The 17162-nt window shown below is 69.1% G+C and carries 13 protein-coding genes and 1 pseudogene; 5 read left to right on the top strand and 9 right to left on the bottom strand.

The window, feature by feature from the left end; all coding sequences use genetic code 11:
- Positions 1–89: 89 nt before the first annotated feature.
- A complete protein-coding gene (locus E5P3_RS23350) occupies positions 90–917 on the bottom strand; it encodes a helix-turn-helix domain-containing protein (RefSeq protein ID WP_162588129.1) in 828 nt (275 codons plus the stop codon).
- A gap of 127 nt (positions 918–1044) precedes the next feature.
- Here E5P3_RS23350 and E5P3_RS23345 point away from each other — a divergent pair, with 127 nt between their 5' ends.
- Complete coding sequence (locus E5P3_RS23345) at positions 1045–3912, top strand: aconitate hydratase (protein ID WP_162588128.1); 2868 nt, start codon at positions 1045–1047, stop codon at positions 3910–3912.
- Between the two features lie 53 nt (positions 3913–3965).
- Here the strand turns inward: E5P3_RS23345 and E5P3_RS23340 are convergent, their stop codons facing one another.
- The gene (locus E5P3_RS23340; RefSeq protein WP_232073288.1) at positions 3966–5123 is read right to left on the bottom strand and encodes a C13 family peptidase; all 1158 of its coding nucleotides are present in this window, start codon (positions 5121–5123) and stop codon (positions 3966–3968) included.
- Positions 5099–5419, bottom strand: a complete 321-nt coding sequence (locus tag E5P3_RS35860; protein WP_232073286.1) for a hypothetical protein — start codon at positions 5417–5419, stop codon at positions 5099–5101. The genes E5P3_RS23340 and E5P3_RS35860 overlap by 25 nt, the downstream gene beginning before the upstream one ends.
- Before the next feature lie 110 nt (positions 5420–5529).
- On the opposite strand from E5P3_RS35860, the gene E5P3_RS23335 reads away from it, so the two are divergent.
- Genes E5P3_RS23335 through E5P3_RS23320 form a run of 4 tightly spaced genes read left to right on the top strand, consistent with a single transcriptional unit; the run spans position 5530 to position 9158 of the window.
- Positions 5530–5811: a FeoA family protein gene (locus tag E5P3_RS23335; protein ID WP_162589817.1), complete on the top strand. Its 282-nt coding sequence runs from the start codon at positions 5530–5532 to the stop codon at positions 5809–5811.
- The gene (gene feoB / locus E5P3_RS23330; protein ID WP_162588127.1) at positions 5804–7702 is read left to right on the top strand and encodes a ferrous iron transporter B; all 1899 of its coding nucleotides are present in this window, start codon (positions 5804–5806) and stop codon (positions 7700–7702) included. Before E5P3_RS23335 ends, feoB begins: the two co-directional genes overlap by 8 nt.
- A gap of 1 nt (position 7703) precedes the next feature.
- Positions 7704–7970 (top strand): DUF6587 family protein, encoded by a 267-nt coding sequence (locus E5P3_RS23325; protein ID WP_162588126.1) that lies wholly within the window; start codon positions 7704–7706, stop codon positions 7968–7970.
- A 6-nt stretch (positions 7971–7976) separates the two neighbouring features.
- The gene (locus E5P3_RS23320; RefSeq protein ID WP_162588125.1) at positions 7977–9158 is read left to right on the top strand and encodes an FAD-dependent monooxygenase; all 1182 of its coding nucleotides are present in this window, start codon (positions 7977–7979) and stop codon (positions 9156–9158) included.
- Between the two features lie 6 nt (positions 9159–9164).
- On the opposite strand, the gene E5P3_RS23315 is transcribed toward E5P3_RS23320, so the two are convergent.
- The 6 genes and pseudogenes from E5P3_RS23315 to E5P3_RS23290 form a co-directional block, all read right to left on the bottom strand.
- Positions 9165–10412 carry an SMI1/KNR4 family protein gene (locus E5P3_RS23315; protein ID WP_162588124.1) on the bottom strand — a complete coding sequence of 416 codons (1248 nt, stop codon included), beginning with the start codon at positions 10410–10412 and terminating at the stop codon, positions 9165–9167.
- Between the two features lie 165 nt (positions 10413–10577).
- Positions 10578–12899 carry a molybdopterin-dependent oxidoreductase gene (locus tag E5P3_RS23310; protein ID WP_162588123.1) on the bottom strand — a complete coding sequence of 774 codons (2322 nt, stop codon included), beginning with the start codon at positions 12897–12899 and terminating at the stop codon, positions 10578–10580.
- Positions 12900–12955: 56 nt separating this feature from the next.
- A pseudogene (locus tag E5P3_RS23305) lies at positions 12956–13468 on the bottom strand (CoxG family protein); the annotation flags it as partial.
- Positions 13458–13934, bottom strand: a complete 477-nt coding sequence (locus E5P3_RS23300) for a (2Fe-2S)-binding protein (RefSeq protein WP_162588121.1) — start codon at positions 13932–13934, stop codon at positions 13458–13460. The gene E5P3_RS23300 and the pseudogene E5P3_RS23305, both read right to left, overlap by 11 nt.
- Positions 13935–13992: 58 nt before the next feature.
- Entirely contained in the window at positions 13993–14865 is an 873-nt protein-coding gene (locus tag E5P3_RS23295) for an FAD binding domain-containing protein (protein WP_162588120.1), read from the bottom strand.
- Positions 14858–17152 carry a xanthine dehydrogenase family protein molybdopterin-binding subunit gene (locus E5P3_RS23290; RefSeq protein ID WP_162588119.1) on the bottom strand — a complete coding sequence of 765 codons (2295 nt, stop codon included), beginning with the start codon at positions 17150–17152 and terminating at the stop codon, positions 14858–14860. Before E5P3_RS23290 ends, E5P3_RS23295 begins: the two co-directional genes overlap by 8 nt.
- Positions 17153–17162: the final 10 nt, after the last annotated feature.

Raw genomic sequence — 17162 nt, 5'->3', positions numbered from 1 at the left:
GAGGTGAAAGACCGTCACGCTAGACGCCCGCGGAGCGCGGACCGCGACGCGAAAAGCCGCGTTCCCTTGTCGTCCGCCGCCGACCGTCGTCAGCCCGCCACCTGCTGCGCCATCGCGGCCAGCGCGGCGGCGGTCGAGGCGTCCGCCGGAAAGAACGACTCCACTGCCAGCTCCTGCAGCGTGACGTCCACCGGCGTGCCGAAGATGGTCGTCGTGCTGATGAAGCTCAGCACGCCATGCGGCGTCACGTACTGGAAGGGCACGGCCACGCCGGCGAGCTCGCTGTTGCTGGCCGGGGAGTCGTGGCTGACCCGCGGCGCGGGGTAGGCCGCGAGCTCGTCGTGCAGCGCGACCAATGTCGCATCGCCGGTAGCCGCGATCTGCTGCTGCAGCCGCTCCAGCAAGTGGGCGCGCCATTGGGCGAGGTTGGCGATGCGCGGCGCCAACCCATCGGGATGCAGGCTGAGCCGCAAGACGTTGACGGGAGGAGCCAGCAGCTCGGGCGCCGCGCCTTCCATCAGCAGGGGCACCAGCGCGTTGTGCGCCACCAGGTTCCAGTGCCGGTCGACTGCCAGCGCCGGGAAGGGCTCGTGGCCCTTGAGCACCAGATCCACCGCTTGCCGGGCGGGCGCCAAGGCCGGGTCGTCCAGCGAGCGCTGCCGGTACATCGGCGCATAGCCGGCCGCTACCAGCAGCGTGTTGCGCTCGCGAAGCGGCACCTCGAGCCGCTCGGCAAGGCGCAGCACCATCTCGCGGCTGGGCTCGGCGCGGCCGGTCTCGACATAGCTCAAGTGCCGGGTCGACACCTGGGCCTCGTGCGCCAGGTCGAGCTGGCTGAGGCGGCGGTGCTGGCGCCAGTGGCGCAGGTGGGCGCCAAAGGAATCGGCGGCGGTGGGCGGCGTCGGGTGCAGGCTCATGGGCACTATCCTAGTGAAGCGGCGCGCGGCGCCCATGACCTCCCAGGTCATCGAGCATGCGAGCCTCACCTTGTCATCGAACCCTGCTATCTTTGAGGTGCTTCCACGAATCCCCAAGGAGTTCCTCATGGCCAGAGAACCGGCGCACGCTTTCGCCCCCATGCTCAAGACCTTCAAGACTGCATCGGGCAAGGCCGGCAAATACTGGTCGCTCAAGGAACTCGCCAGGCAATATCCGAACGTCGACAAGCTGCCGGTCTCGATCCGTATCGTGCTCGAGTCGGTACTGCGCAACTGCGACGGCAAGAAGGTGTCGCCCGAGCATGTCGAGCAGCTCGCCAACTGGGCGCCCAACGCGGACCGCACCGACGAAATCCCCTTCGTCGTGACGCGGGTGGTGCTGCAGGACTTCACCGGCGTGCCGCTGCTGGCCGACCTGGCCGCGATGCGCAGCGTGGCCCAGTCGCTCGGCAAGTCACCCAAGACCATCGAGCCGCTGGTACCGGTGGACCTGGTGGTCGACCACTCGGTGATGGTGGACTACTATGGGACGCCCAAGGCGCTCGACCTCAACATGAAGCTGGAATTCCAGCGCAACAACGAGCGCTACCAGTTCATGAAATGGGGCATGCAGGCCTTCGACACCTTCGGGGTGGTGCCGCCGGGCTTCGGCATCGTGCACCAGGTCAACCTCGAATATTTCGCGCGCGGCGTCTACAAGAGCCCGCAGGACACGAGCGACACGCCGGTCTACTACCCCGATTCGCTGGTGGGCACTGACAGCCACACGACCATGATCAACGGCATCGGCGTCGTGGGCTGGGGTGTGGGCGGCATCGAGGCCGAGGCCGCGATGCTGGGCCAGCCGGTCTACATGCTCACGCCCGACGTGGTGGGTTTCGAGCTCGGCGGCAAGCTGCGAGAGGGCGTGACGGCCACCGACCTGGTGCTCTACGTCACCAACATCCTGCGAAGCGAGAAGGTGGTGGGCAAGTTCGTCGAGTTCTTCGGCCCCGGCGCCGCTTCCATCCCCGTTCCGGATCGTGCGACCATCGGCAACATGGCGCCCGAGTACGGCGCAACCATGGGCTTCTTCCCTGTCGATGAGATGACGGTCGAGTATTTCCGGGGCACGGGACGCACCGACAAGGAAATCGAGCGCTTCGAGGCCTACTACAAGGCCCAAGGCCTGTTCGGCATGCCCGCGCCCGGCGAGCTCAACTACACCAAGGTCGTCAAGCTGGACCTCGGCACCGTCACCCCCAGCGTGGCCGGCCCCAAGCGTCCGCAGGACCGCATCGACCTCGGCCACCTGGCGACCAAGTTCTCCGAGCTCTACAGCAAGCCGAACGAGGCCAACGGCTTCAATCAGCCTGCCGAAAAGCTCAAGGCGCGCTACCCGCTGTCGCAGCACGGCGAGACGGCCGAGGAGGCGCCCGCCGAACCTCGGCCCGGCGCGCCGGCGCCGATGGTCGAGATGGTGGCCAACAAGCCGACCGCCGAGGCCGCGCATGTCGGCGCCACGACGGCCCATGCGCCGAACAATGCGGTGACCATCGGGAACGGCGACGTGCTGATCGCTGCCATCACCTCCTGCACCAACACCTCCAATCCCAGCGTGCTGCTGGCAGCAGGCCTGCTGGCCAAGAAGGCGGTTGAGGCAGGTCTCAAGGTCAAGCCGCACGTGAAGACCTCGCTGGCGCCGGGTTCGCGCATCGTGACCGAGTACCTCGAGAAGGCGGGCCTCCTGCCCTACCTCGAGAAGCTGGGCTTCTACCTGGCCGGCTACGGGTGCACCACCTGCATCGGCAATGCAGGCGACCTTGCGCCCGAGATCAACGAGGTGATCACGAAGAACAACCTGGTGGCTGCCGCCGTGCTTTCGGGCAACCGCAACTTCGAGGCCCGCATCCATCCGAATCTCAAGGCCAACTTCCTGGCCTCGCCGCCGCTGGTGGTGGCCTACGCGATCGCCGGCAACGTCATGGTCGACCTGATGACCCAGCCGGTGGGCAAGGGCAAGAAGGGCAGGGACGTGTACCTGGGCGACATCTGGCCCAGTTCCAAGGAGATCGACGAGAACCTGCACTATGCGATGAACGCCAAGGCCTTTCGCAAGAACTACGAGCAGATCCAGGAGAACCCCGGCAAGCTGTGGAGCAGCATCAAGGGCACCGCAGGCCAGGTCTATGACTGGCCGACGTCGACCTACATTGCCAAGCCGCCATTCTTCGACGGCTTCAAGATGCAGCCGCACGCGTCGGACGCGGGCTTCACCGGCGCGCGCATCATGGCGCTGTTCGGCGATTCGATCACCACCGACCACATCTCGCCCGCCGGCGCGATCAAGGAAAGCTCGCCGGCCGGCATCTGGCTCAAGGCCCACGGCGTTTCGAAGGCCGACTTCAACAGCTATGGCTCACGGCGCGGCAACCACGAGGTGATGATGCGCGGCACCTTTGCCAACGTGCGCATCAAGAACCTCATGATCCCGCCCGGTCCGGACGGCTCGCGCGAGGAGGGCGGCGTGACCTTGTTCCAGCCCGGCGGCGAGAAGATGTTCATCTACGACGCGGCGATGAAGTACATCGAGCAGGGCGTGCCCACCGTGATCTTCGGCGGCGAGGAATACGGCACCGGCTCCTCGCGCGACTGGGCGGCCAAGGGCACGCAATTGCTGGGCATCAAGGCGGTGGTGGCGCGCAGCTTCGAGCGCATCCACCGCGCCAACCTGGTCGGCATGGGCGTGCTGCCGCTGCAGTTCCGCGGTGCCGATTCATGGGAAAGCCTGGGCCTCACCGGCGAGGAGAAGATCGACGTGGTGATCGGCGGCGAGCTCAAGCCGCAGATGGATGTGAAGATCGTCGTCCACCGCGCCGACGGCACGCACCAGGAGGTGACGGTGCGCCTGCGCATCGACACGCCGATCGAGGTCGACTACTACAGGCACGGGGGCATTCTCCCGTTCGTGCTGAGGCAGCTGCTGGCCGCCTGAGCGCCGGCGGGCCTGGTTGCGCAACGGCACGCGAGCGCGTGCCGCTTTTTCCTTCAGTCGTCCCCGAGCCGCTGCGAGAGCCTGTCCAGCACGGGCCTGATGCCATCCCCAACGCGGATCTGCGGGTTGGAGAAGCCGTCTTCCTTTTGTGCGTCGATCTCCCGTTGCCGGATCACCGGCACCGCCGCAGCGAAGGCCGCTTCGAAGGAGCGCGTCTTGCGCAGGGCCTCGTCGAACAGTGCGCGGCCGAAGAAAGTGAGTTCGGAGCGGTGGCCGCAGCCGTAGGAGGTGTGCTCGGCATCGGCCGCGGTCATGACCAGGCTGTGCTGGGTGGCCAGGGGCTCGATCCAGCCGCCCGAATAGCAGGCCGAGATCGCGATCACCCGATGCCGGATGCCGGCCGCGTCCAGCGCCTCGCGCAGCTGCTGCGGCGTCAGCCAGGGCACGGTGAGCGGCCAGTGGGACGATGCCAGCTTGAAGTCGCTGGCGCCGTGGGAGGTCATGTAGACCACCAGCACGTCCTGCTCGCGGTCCATGCGGGCGGCCACCGCTTCCACGGCGCGCCGGAGGTTCAGCGGCGTCGCCCACGGCAGCTCCTCCGCGGTCGTGGCGTGGTTGACCAGGCGCAGCACACGGCCGCGGGCATCGAAGCGCTCCTCCAGCAGGGTGGCCACCATCGCGCTCTCGCGCAGGAAGACGTCCTCGGAGGCATAGGGCGCGAACACCAGGCCGAACACCTGAGCCTCGCCGTCGCGCCGAGGCGCGATGCCGTCGACCGCGCGCTGCCAGACGGCCTGCTGCGCCTCGAAAGTCTCCTGCGTCAGGCGCAGCCGGGGCCGCTCGGGTGCCTTGGCGGAGGCGCTGGCGTCTTCCTGCCAGACGCGCTCCTGCTCCTGCAGGGCCTCCCAGATGCCGAGCGCGCTGATCGCCAGCAGGCCCGGCACGAAGATCGCGAGTCGCATCGGGCTCGCCACGCAGCGGGCCATCAGTCGCACGGCGGCCACCAGGCCGATCCCGAGCAAGGCGCCGTAGACCGCCCAGAAGCCGGACGCCGTGGTCAGCACGCTCGGCAACCAGCCCTGGGAATAGGCCAGGGACATGCCGGCCATCAGCAGGCTCCAGGGCACTGCGGCCCAGGTGCCCAGCGCGAACCAGCGGCCGAGGGCGCCTCGCGCGGGGGTGGTGTTCAGCGTCCACCAGCCGAGCCACATGAGAGCGCCGTCGCCCAGAAGGATTGAAGCGCCGGCAGCGGGTGGAAGCTGGCCGGCCCCTCGATCTGCAGGCGCGCGACGCCGAGGGCCAGCAGGCCCGGGACCAACACCAGGATCAGCAGTTGCCAGGGCGTGGGGGAAGCGTCGATGCGGGGCGGCAGCAGGAACGCTGCGCGCAGGCCCTCGCCGATCCAGCGCCAGAACGAGGCGCGGGCGGCAGGCTGCGAGGGATGGGAGGGGGGAGCCGTTTCAACGGGAGCGGCGTCGAGCGGCGGATCGGATTGCGGGTCTGTCATGGCCGCGATGATGCCCGGGCAGCAGGGCTACTTCGATTCCGCTTCGCCCAAGGCGCGTGTTTTCGAGAATAATTCTCATTTTGTCGATTTTGGATCTGCGGGTGACTACCATGAATCGGGCGGCGACAGCCGCCATCAGCCTTGACCAGCTTCCGAACCACCAATGGGCCACCGTGCTCGAGGTCTCGAGGCCCGAAGAAGCGGAAGTGCGCGACCTGGTGCTCCGGCTGACCGAGATCGGCTTCGTGCCCGGCGAGATGGTGCGCATCGTCGCCACCGGAGTACCCAACCGAGAGCCGCTGGCTGTGCGCCTGGGCCACACCACTTTCGCACTGCGGCGCCACGAGGCCGCGCTGGTGCGCGTGCTGCCGGGAGCCGCGCACCATGGCTGAGGCGACCCTCAACTTCCAGCCGGGCGCCGCCGTCTCGTCCGCGCCGCCCGGACGCATCGCGCTCCTGGGCAATCCCAACTGCGGCAAGACCGCGCTGTTCAACCTGCTCACCGGCAGCCGCCAGAAGGTGGCCAACTACGCCGGCGTGACGGTCGAGCGCAAGGAGGGCTTGCTGCGCACCGCCTCGGGCCGACGGGTGGCCGTGCTCGACCTGCCTGGGGCCTACAGCCTCAATGCACTGTCGGCCGACGAGGCTGTCACCCGCGACGTGGTGACCGGCAAGAGCGAGGAGGCCTTGCCCGACCTGCTGGTGTGCGTGACCGACGCCACCAATCTGCGGCTCAACCTGCGCCTGGTGCTGGAGGCCCGGCGCCTGGGACTGCCGATGGTGGTGGCGCTCAACATGACCGACATGGCGAAGAAGCAGGGCATCGCGATCGACGTGCCGCTGCTGGCAGCCGAGCTCGGCGTGCCGGTGATCGAGACGGTCGGCGTGCACGCGGGCGGCGCGCAGGGCCTGCTGGCGCAGCTCGATGCGCCGGTCGCGGTCGCCCGGGCCGCGCCCTGGCAGGCACCGGGCCTCGACGACGTGCTCGCCACCCAGCGCGAGGTGCGCCGCATCCTGGCCGCGGCGGTGCGCGAGCCCGCGGGCAGCCTGGCCGCCAGCGACCGCATCGACCGCGTGGTGATGCATCCGCTGTGGGGCATGCTGGTGCTGGCGGTCACGCTGTTCCTGATGTTCCAGGCGGTGTTCAGCTGGGCCAACGTGCCGATGGATGCCATCAAGGACGCCACGGGCGCCCTCGGCGAGCTGGTGAAGCAACTGGTGCCCGAGGGCATGCTGCAGAGCCTGCTGGTGGACGGCATCGTCGCCGGCGTGGGCGGCGTGATCGTGTTCCTGCCCCAGATCCTGATCCTGTTCCTGTTCATCCTTGCGCTCGAAGACTCCGGCTACCTGCCGCGCGCGGCCTTCCTGCTCGACCGCGTGATGGGCACGGTGGGGCTGTCGGGCCGCTCCTTCATTCCGCTGTTGTCGAGCTTCGCCTGCGCCATCCCCGGCGTGATGGCCACGCGCACCATCAGCAACTGGCGCGACCGGCTCACCACGATCATGATCGCGCCGCTGATGACCTGCTCGGCGCGGCTGCCGGTTTATGCGCTGCTGATCGCGGCCTTCATCCCGGCGCGCACCGTGGGCGGCGTGTTCAACCTGCAGGGTGTGGTGCTGTTCGCGCTGTATGTCTTCGGCATCGTCTCGGCCATGGCGGTGGCGTGGGTGATGAAGCGCTTCCGCGGCACTCAGCAGCGCTCGCCGCTGATGATGGAGCTGCCGGCCTACCGCTGGCCCAACCTGCGCAACTTGGCGCTGGGCCTGTACGAGCGCGCGTGGATCTTCATCCAGCGGGTGGGCACCATCATCCTGACGCTGACGATCCTGCTGTGGTTCCTGTCCACCTTCCCGTCGCCACCCGAGGGCGCGACCGGCCCCGCCATCCAGTACAGCCTGGCCGGCATCATCGGCCGCGGCCTCGAGCACATCTTCGCGCCCATCGGCTTCAACTGGCAGATCTCGATCGCGCTGGTGCCCGGCATGGCGGCGCGCGAGGTGGCGGTGGGCGCGCTCGGCACGGTGTACGCGCTCTCGGCGACCGGCGACGATGTCGCGGGCCAGCTGGAGCCGCTGATCGCCGGCAGCTGGTCGCTCGCCACGGCGCTGTCGCTGCTGGTCTGGTACGTGTTCGCGCCGCAGTGCATCTCGACGCTGGCGGCGGTCAAGCGCGAGACCGGTTCGTGGCGCTATGTGTGGATCATGGCGGCCTACTTGTTTGCCCTCGCCTACGTTGCGTGCTTGATCACCTATCGTGTGGCCCTGGCATTCACAGGAGGATGAGATGACCCAACAGATCATCGTTGGACTGATCGTCGCGCTGGCCGCGTTCTACGCCGTTTGGCGCTGGATGCCCGCCGGCTGGCGCCGCGCGGCCGCGGCCCGGCTCGCTTCGGGCTCGCAACGCGCGGGCCTGCTCGATGCGCAGCGTGCGCAGCAAATGGCCGCATCGCTTGCCAAGACCTCGGGCTGCGGTTCGTGCGACAGCTGCGGCACTTGCGGCACTCCGGCCGATTCGGCGCAGGCCAGGCGCAGCACCACCGGGCGCTGAGCTGGCATGCGTGCCGCTCATATCCTGGTCGCGGGCGGCGGCATTGCGGGCCTGGCCAGCGCGCTCGCCCTGGCCCGTCGTTGCCACCGCATCGACCTGTTCGAACAGGCCGTAGCCTTCGGGGAGGTCGGCGCTGGCATCCAGCTCGGCCCCAACGTCGCGCGCCGCCTGCAGATGCTCGGGGTGTGGGAGCCGCTGATGCGCATTGCTGCCAGGCCCGAGGCGCTGGTTGTCCGCAGCGCCGTTCGCGGCGGCGAGATCGCGCGCCTGCCGCTCGGCAATGCGATGCTGCGCAGCTATGGCGCCCCCTACCTCTGCGCGCATCGCGCCGACCTGCATGCGCTGCTGCTCGCCGCCGTGCGTGGCACCGGCGCCGTCACCGTCAACACCGGCGCGCGCATCACCGATGCCGTGGCTCGTGCGGGCGCGGTCTGCGTCGCGAGCACTGCCACCAGGGCCTGGGAAGGCGATGCGCTGATCGGCGCCGATGGCCTTTGGAGCACGGTGCGCGCGCGGGTCGTGGAGGATGCATCCCCGCCGCGTGCGACCGGCCATACGGCCTGGCGCGCCCTCGTCGCGCAATCGGCGCTGCCGGCGGCGTTGCGCAGCATGCAGATCAGCGTCTGGCTCGGCCCGCGCCTGCACGCCGTGGCCTACCCGGTACGCCGCGGCGAGGCCCTCAACGTGGTGGTGCTGGCCGAGGCCGCGCCGTCAGGGGATGCGCGCGACTGGGACCAGGCCAGCAGCCTGGCCGCCCTGCAGGCCGCGACCGGCCACATGGACGCGGGCCTGCAGGCGCTGCTGGAGGCGATGCCGGCCTGGCGCGCCTGGACGCTGTGCGACCGCACGCCGCTCAGCGGTCCCGATCAGATGGCCGGCGAGCGCGTGGCCCTGGTCGGCGATGCCGCGCACCCGATGCTGCCCTACCTGGCGCAAGGCGCCGGCATGGCGATCGAGGACGGGGTGGCGCTGGCCGAGGCACTCGACGGCTGCGGCGCCGAGGAGGTGCCGCAGCGTCTCGCGCGCTACGCGCAAGGGCGCTGGGAACGCAATGCGCAGGTGCAGGCGCGGGCGCGGCGCAACGGCGAGATCTTCCATGCCACCGGCCTGGTGCGCGTGGGTCGCGACGCGGCCCTGCGGGTGCTGGGCGCACGGCTGCTCGACGTGCCCTGGCTCTACGGGGCCTGAACCTTCTCAGAGACTGAAGCTCTGCAGGTGGTCGACTCGCTCGGCCAGGCCCTCGGCGCCGAGGTAGTGGCTGCGCTTGCCGGTGCGCACTTCGGCCAGCGAGCTCTCCAGGTCGGCCAGCATGTCCTGGCGCACCGTCTCGAATGCCGTAGGCAGGTCCTCGTGCTGCTTCCGATAGGCGTCGGCGATCACCCGCGCCGCGGCGGGCGCACCGCAGGCCACGCATTCGGCGATCGCGGTCGCGCTGGGCCGGGCGCCGCGCTCCAGCAGAAGGGCCACGAGCTCTGGCGAAACTGCGCTGTCGATGGCGTCGAGCGCATCGGGCGACACGGGCGCCCCCGCGCGCGCGAGCGCTTCCGCCGCATGGTGCGCGCCGTGGGCGAGGGCCAGGTCGGTGGCCAGCGCGCTGCCCTGCAGCGGCCCGTCGAGCGGCACGCCGTTGGCGGCGAGCCGCTCGACCAGCGCCTTGTCGTCGGTCGCGACCGCGTGACGCAGGGCGATGCGCGAGAGAGCGCCGTCGCTGGCCAGCGTGCCCGCGGCCAGCGGCGTGCGCCAGTCGACCACCGCGCGACGGTAGAAGGCCACCAGCTTGTCCACCAGCTCGAGCGCGAGCCCGTGCGTCTGGTGCCGTTCGTCGAGGTATTCGAGCAGCGCCTGTCCGGTGAAATAGTCGCCGGCGGGCTCGAGAGGGTCCTCGTCCAGGTGCAGCATGGCGAACGCGGCGGGCAGGTCGTGCGCGATGGTGGTCAGGCCGTCCTCGTGCATCGCATGCGCCCAGGCCTCGGGCAGGCCCTGCTTCCAGGCCAGGATGTGGCCATAGTCGGCGCCGCGCTCGACCACGGCGTAGATCCGGTCGCTGGACTCGAAGCCGCCGAAGGGCAGGGCGGTGAGCTTGCCGTCCCACTGCTGGTCGCGGGCTGCGGCCGCCTCACGCGCGTTCTGCTGTTCGTGTTCGATCCAGTCCTGGAGGTCATGGTCTGCGCCGCTGCCTTTCCAGAACAGCTCGGCCCAGCTCACGGCCTCCTCGTAGCCGTTGATGCGCAGATGCAGGTCGTAGTCGATGCGGCCGCCCGCCGTGCGTTGCCAGAGCGCGACGAGCTCGGGCGGGAGCGGCCCGGCGCAGAGTTCCTGCACGGCCGCGATCTGCTCGACCGTCATCGGGGGCCGGGCGTCGAATATCACCCGCTCGGCGAAGAGCACGATGCCGTGCTCGCGCAGGAGGGCCAGTTCGTCGTCGGCAAAATGGGCGCTCATGGAGTCTCCTTGTCATCGGCATGCCCGGCGGCGGTGAGTCAAGCCAACTGCAACCGAATGATGCCGAGCCATGGGGGAGAGTATCAAGTTCTTCGGGCCCGGTGCACGCCGGGCCGATGAATGCACTCGAGAAGCGGGCTTCACGGGCCGCCGGGACAAGCGCGTTCAGGAGGGACGGGAGGCGAACCGCGGCAAGGCGAATGCGGTGACCGGCGGCGGCGATTCGCATTTTTCGACCTGCACCAGCACCGTCTGGACGGCAGTCGATTGCGCCAGCTGCGACGTGCCACCGTCAAGCGTGACCACATTCGGGTTGCCGTGCTTCTCGAGGCTGCCTGGTTGGCCGCCTTCGGCGGGGTCGTACCACGCGCCGGTCGAGATCTGGACGACGCCGGGGCGAAGGTGGTCCGCGACGACCACTCCCGCGAGGAACGCGCCCCGATCGTTGAAGACCCGCACCACGTCTCCCTGCGCAAGCCGGCGTGTCGTCGCATCGTCGGGATGCATAGCCAGCGCCTCCCGCCCGGACACCTTGCCCTGGCGGCTGGCGGGGGCGTGATCGTGCTGGCTGTGCAGCCGCGGTGTCGGTTGATTCGAGAGGAGATGCAGCGGGAAGCGCGACGCCGTTCGCGACCCCAGCCACTCGGCGGGCTCCAGCCATGCCGGATGTGGCGGGCAGTCCGCATAGTGATAGCCGGCGATGGTGCTCGAAAAGATCTCGATCCGCCCCGACGGCGTGGACAGCGGGTGCGCGGCGGGATCGCGCCGGAAGTCGCCGAGCAGGACCTTGGCCTCGGATGGCGGTGGAAACTCGCATGCCCCTGCTTCCCAGAAAGCCTGGAACTCCGGCGGGTCGAAGCCGAGGACCCGGGCTCGCGCACGCGCGCCGTCGTACATGTGCTTCAGCCATCCGAACTCGTCCCGCCCCTCCGTGTAGGCTGGGCCGAAGCCCAGGCGGGCCGCCAGGCTCGCCATGATGTCGAAGTCGTTGCGCGCTTGGCCCACGGGCTCGATCACCTGCTTCATCGCGATCCAGAAAGGCGTGTACTCCTGCGCCAGGATGTCGTTGCGCTCCATCGTGGTGGTCGCCGGAAGCACGATGTCCGCATGCCTGGCGGCCGGGTTCCACCATGGCTCGTGGACGATCACCGTGTCCGGCCGCTGCCAGGCCTCGAGGAACCGGTTGAGGTTGCCGTTGTGATGGAAGGGATTGCCTCCGATCGAGTACAGCAGCTTGATGTCCGGGTAGGTGATGGTCTTGCCGTCGTATTCGATCGTCGCGCCCGGACGCAGCAGCATGTCGCCCACGCGTCCGACCGGCACATAGGCCTTCACGGGATTGGGACCCAAGGGCAGCGTCGGCCGCGGAAGATCGTCGTGGTGCGGCCTTGTCGTGCCGTTGACCGCGCCGAAGCCCAGGCTGAAGCCGCGTCCCGGCAGCCCGATCTGGCCGAGCATGGCCGCCAGCGTGATCGTCATCCAGACCGGCTGCTCCCCGTGGTCGGCACGCTGGATCGACCAACTGGTCGTGATGAGGGTGCGCGAGCGGGCCATCGTTCTCGCCAGCCCTTCGATCGCCTCCGTCGGCACCTCGGTGATGCGGCTCGCCCAGCGCGCGTCCTTGGGCTGGCCATCCTGGCGTCCCATGAGATAAGCCTCGAATCGCTCGTAACCCTCGCAGTGCGTCGCGAGGAAGCTGCGGTCGCACAGGTCTTCCTTCTCGAGCGTGTGCGCGATGCCCAGCATCAGGGCGACGTCGGTGTTGGGACGCAGTGGAACCCACTGCGCCTTCACCTGCGCAGGCAGGTCCTGGCGCGATGGGCTGATGTTGACGAAGCGAATGTCTGCTGCGCGAGCGCGCTTGAACCAGTCCGGGCTCTCGTGCGCCACGGCGCCGCCGGCATCGATCTGGGTGTTCTTCAGCGAGGCACCGCCGAACATGACCACGAGCTCGGCCGACGCCACCAGGTCGGGCCAGGGCACCACCATCTCCGTGATGTCCGAGCGGCCCAGGACGTAGGGGGCGATCTGCAGCGCGGCCCCGAAGCTGTGGTTGCCGCGCTTTTCGACGTAGCCGCCATGCAGACCGAGGAAGCGCTTGAGGACGCTCGGGGAATGATGGAGGCGCCCGGCGCTGGCCCATCCGTAAGACCCACCATAGATCGCTTCGTTGCCGAATCGGGACTTGACGCGCGCCAGCTCGCCAGCGACCAGGTCCAGCGCCTCGTCCCAGCCGACGGGAACGAAGGCCTCGCCGCCCCGCTTGCGCGTCTTCTCGCGTTGCAGGTAGCCTGCGCGGACATGGGGCTGGTTGATCCGCAGCGGGCTGCGAACCGTCTCCGGCAAGCTCGCCATGTACCTCGACGGATGCGGGTCGGCCTTGAATGGCGTGGTCCTGACGATCTGGCCGCGCGGATCGATCTCCACGTTGTAGACGCCCCAGTGGGAGGCTGTCTGGATCGTTCGATGGCCGGGAGGCGTGTTCATCTTCATCCCTTTGTCGCCGGCTGCAGGCGGTCGCGCAGGCGCGACCACCAGCCGAAGCTCTCCGGCGGCGGTGGCACGGCTTCCTCCTCGAGGGCGTTCGGTGTCTCGGCCGGTGCCTCCTGCTGCGACTCGATCCGCTTCGCTAGGTTCTGCCCGAACTCATCCCACATGCGGTCAGCCTTGGTCTTCATGACGCTGAGGCCGAAGCTGCCCAGCCGACCCAGCACGTCGACCTTCACCTTCATGCGCAGCTCGGTGCTGCCGTCGGCCTGTTCGGCCAGGAACATCTCGCTCTGCTGCTTGAGCGAGCTGGCCACCGAGGCGTCCTCGCCGGTACCTTCGCAGCGCAGGTAGCATGGCGCGCGTTGCTCGAGGATCGTCGTCCTCAGCTTGAACTTCGCGCTCACGAAGGCGATCTTCACCGCCATCAAGGCCTTGTACTCGGTGGGACTCACCACCTCGATCGACTGCATGCCGGGAACGCAGCCGCCCATCACCTCGGGGTCCAGCAGCAGCGCCCAGATCCGCGCGGGCGGTGCGGCAAAGGCCAGGGTCTTCTCAATTTCCATGCATCTTCTCCGCGGCGTCCAGAACGGACTCCACAATCTGGCTGTAGCCGGTGCAGCGGCACAGGTTGCCGTTGAGGCCGTGGCGCACCTCATGCACCGATGGTGCGGGGTTGTGTGCCAGCAGCGCGCACGAGGCGATCAGGAAGCCCGGCGTGCAGTAGCCGCACTGGAGCCCACCGCAGCGCATGAAGGCTTCCTGCAAAGGGTGCAGCCGGTCATCCTGCGCCAGCCCTTCCACCGTAGTGACGGCACAGCCGTCCGCGTGCGCCGCCAGCGACAGGCAGGACTTCACGACCTCGCCGTCGATCAGCACCGAGCAGGCACCGCAGACGCCGGTCTCGCAGCCGCGCTTGGTGCCCGTCAGGTGAAGATCGTCGCGCAGGAAGTCGGACAGCAGCCTGCGCGCGGGGACGTCCGCCTCCTGCCGCTGCCCGTTGACGATCAGGGCGATGGTGTGATGACTCATTGGATAACCTCCGCCCTGCGGGCTGCGGTGCTGTGCGCTTTCGGAACGGCCGTGCGGCTCATGTGTTTTCTCCAGTCAGGCCGAACAGGCCGGCGATGGTCCGGCGGCAGGCGACCCTCACCATGTCGCGCCGGAAATTGGCGCTCCCGCGGATGTCCGAGATGGGGTCGATGTCGGCGGCAACGATGTCGGCGGCCTCCGTGGCCACGACCTCGGTGATCGTTCGGCCGCGGAGGAACTCCTCGGCGCGGGCGAGCCGGCGCGGAACGGGCACCGACGCGCCCACGACCAGCCTCGCCTCGCGACACAGCGCGCCCTCGCGCCGCGTCATCAGCGACACACTGGCGAGCGGCCTGTGCTCCGCGGCCGTACGCAGGAAACGCGTGTAGCGGCCGTCGGCATCGGAGGGCGGTGCCGGCACGCGGATCTCCATCACCAGCTCGTCGGGCTCGAGCGCGGTCACGTAGTAGTCCACCAGGAACTCCTCGATCGGGAGGGCCCGCTGGCCGCGCGCGCTGCCCAGGACCAACTGCGCGCCGTGTGCCATCAAGCAGCCGGGCGGGTCGGTGGCAGGGTCGGCATAGCAGAGATTGCCGCCCAGCGTGCCCTGGTTGCGCACCTGCGGGTTGGCGACCTGCGCGGCCATCGCCGCGAGCATCGGGTAGTGGCGCCGGACGAGATCGGAGCGTGCCAGCTCGGCATGCTTGACCAGCGCGCCGATGCGCAGCCCCTCGCGCGCATCGAAGGAAATGCCGCGCAGCCCCTCGATCTGCATGGCCGAGACCACGTGGGACGGCGCCGCCATGCGCTGGCGCATGGCCAGCAGCAAGGCCGTGCCGCCGGCCATCACCCGGCAATCGTCCCCCAGATCGGCGAGCATGCGGCTCGCCTCGGGCACGGTGCGCGGCTGCAGGAAGTCGAACTCACGCATGGCGCGGCTCCCCGCCCCGGCGCAGCGCGGCCAGCAACTTCTCGGGTGTGATCGGCAGTTCCGTGATGCGAACGCCGACCGCATCGAAGACGGCGTTGGCGATGGCAGCCGGGCCGGGCAGGATCGCCGTTTCGCTCGCGCCCTTGGCGCCATAGGGGCCATGGGGGTCGTTCGATTCCACGATGCCGCTGCGCAGCATGGGCAGCGCGTCGGACGTGGCCATCGTGTAGTCGGCGAAGTTGCCATTGGCGATGCGGCCGTCCTCCAGTTGCAGGCGCTCGTACAGCGTCCAGCCGATCGCCTGTGCCGCAGCGCCGTTGCTCTGCCCGTGGACTGCCTGCGGATTGAGGGCCCTTCCACAGTCGTCGGACACGAAGCTGTCGACAAGGGTGACCTGTCCCGTCTCGGTATCGACTTCGACCTCGACCGCCTGCGCAGCGAAGGAGTAGGCCGGCGCGATGTTGCCCATGAGGGTCTTCTTGTCGAACATCTCGGTCCTGGCATCCCAGGTGCCGATGACCTGGATGCCTTCACCGCCCTGGCGCCAGAGGCGCGCGCGCGACAGCTCGGCCAGCGTGAGGCTGCGTTGCGGCGTTGCGCGCACATGCACCGTGCCCCCCGCGCATTGCAGCTCGCCGACCGGTGCCTGCAGCATTGCTGCGGCTTGCTCAAGCAGCTTGTCGCGCGCGGCGCGCGCCGCCACGATGGCCGCATTGCCTGCTGCCATGGTGACGCGCGAGGCGAGCGAGCCGATGCACCAGGGCGAGCTGTCGGTGTCGGGCGGGACGACGTGGACATGCGCGAGCGGGATGTCGAGCTCGTGCGCCACGACCTGCGACAGCATCGTCATGGCCCCCTGGCCCATGTCCGCTTCGCTGCTGTGAAGGACGACACGGCCGTCCTCGTCGATCTTCAGCATGACGGTGGAGCCGTCCCAGTCGCCGATGGTCCGGTTGCCGCTCACGTGCATGGCCGCGGCCAGGCCCAGCCCGCGCCGCTTTGCGACTTGCACGGCAGCGTTTCGGCTGCGCCTGCCGCTCCAGCCGATCGCGTCGGCGCATTGCGCAAGGCACTCGGCCAGCCCGGTACTGCCGATCTTCCAACCATGCACTGAGGTCTCGCCGCGCTCGATCGCGTTGAGCCTGTGGACCTCCAGCGGATCGAGGTCCAGCTGGCGCGCCATGGCGTCGATATGGCTGTTCAGCGCGAACAGCATCTGCGTGCCGCCGAAGCCGCGAAAGGCGCCGTGCGGCGGCGTGTGCGTGTAGACCAGCGTGGCGTGCGAGCGCACGTTGCCGTTGCGGTGCATGTTGTCGCTGCGCATCGCGCTGACATGCATGACTTCCGCCGACAAGCCGCTGTAGGCGCCGCAGTCGGCGACGATGCGCACGTCCTTGGCAACGATCCGGCCCTCGCGGTCCATACCGAGCCGGAGGGTGATGCGCTCGGGCACGCTGGTTGCACAGGCGAGGAAATCTTCCAGCCGCGTGTTGACGAGCCGTACCGGACTGCCGGTGCGCAGCGCCAGCACTCCGGCGATCAGGCTGTTGGCGTCCTCGATGATCTTCCCGCCGAAGCCGCCGCCGGTGGTCGCCTGGATGACGCGCACGCGGGAGACCGGCAGTTCGAGCACCGCGGCCAGGCGGGCGCGCACCAGGAACGCGGACTGCGTCGAGGTCCACACCTGCAGGCGGCCGTCGGCGTCGACGGCCGCCACGGAGGCCATCGGCTCCATGTAGCCTGGGTATTGCGCATGCGTGGTGTATGTCGCCTCATGCACCAGGTGGGCCTGCGCGAAGGCCGCATCCACGTGGCCGCGCTCGAAGCGGATCTCGTGCGAGATGTTGCCGGCGCGACCGGGATGGACCGGCGGCGCCTGCGGGGCCAGCGCCTCGTCGGGCGTGAGGAGGGCGGGCAGTTCCTCGTACTCGACCTGGATCAGGTCCAGCGCGTCGCGCGCGATTTCTTCGCTCGTCGCGGCAACGGCGGCCACTTCCTCGCCGGCGAAGCGCACCACGTCGCGTGCCAGCGTGAGCCGCTCCTTGTGGTGAACGCCCCAGGGCACCGGCGGCCCGTCGGCGCCCGTCACGACCGCCTTCACGCCGGGCAGCGCGAGTGCCTGCGTCGCGTCGATGTGCACGATGCGGGCATGCGGATAGGGGCTGCGCAGCACCTTGCCGTGCAGCATGCCGGGGAGTTGGATGTCGCCGGCGTACAGAGCGCGCCCCGTGACCTTGGAGCGCGCATTGACCTGGGGCACCGAGGTGCCCAGCGTGGAAGCACTCATGGGAGTCCCG

Origin of the sequence: Variovorax sp. RA8, from assembly GCF_901827175.1 — a bacterium.
In the GTDB taxonomy this organism is placed as follows: Bacteria; Pseudomonadota; Gammaproteobacteria; order Burkholderiales; family Burkholderiaceae_C; genus Variovorax.
Note: the sequence above shows the minus strand (reverse complement) of the source record. Positions and strands in the feature narration are given on the sequence as shown.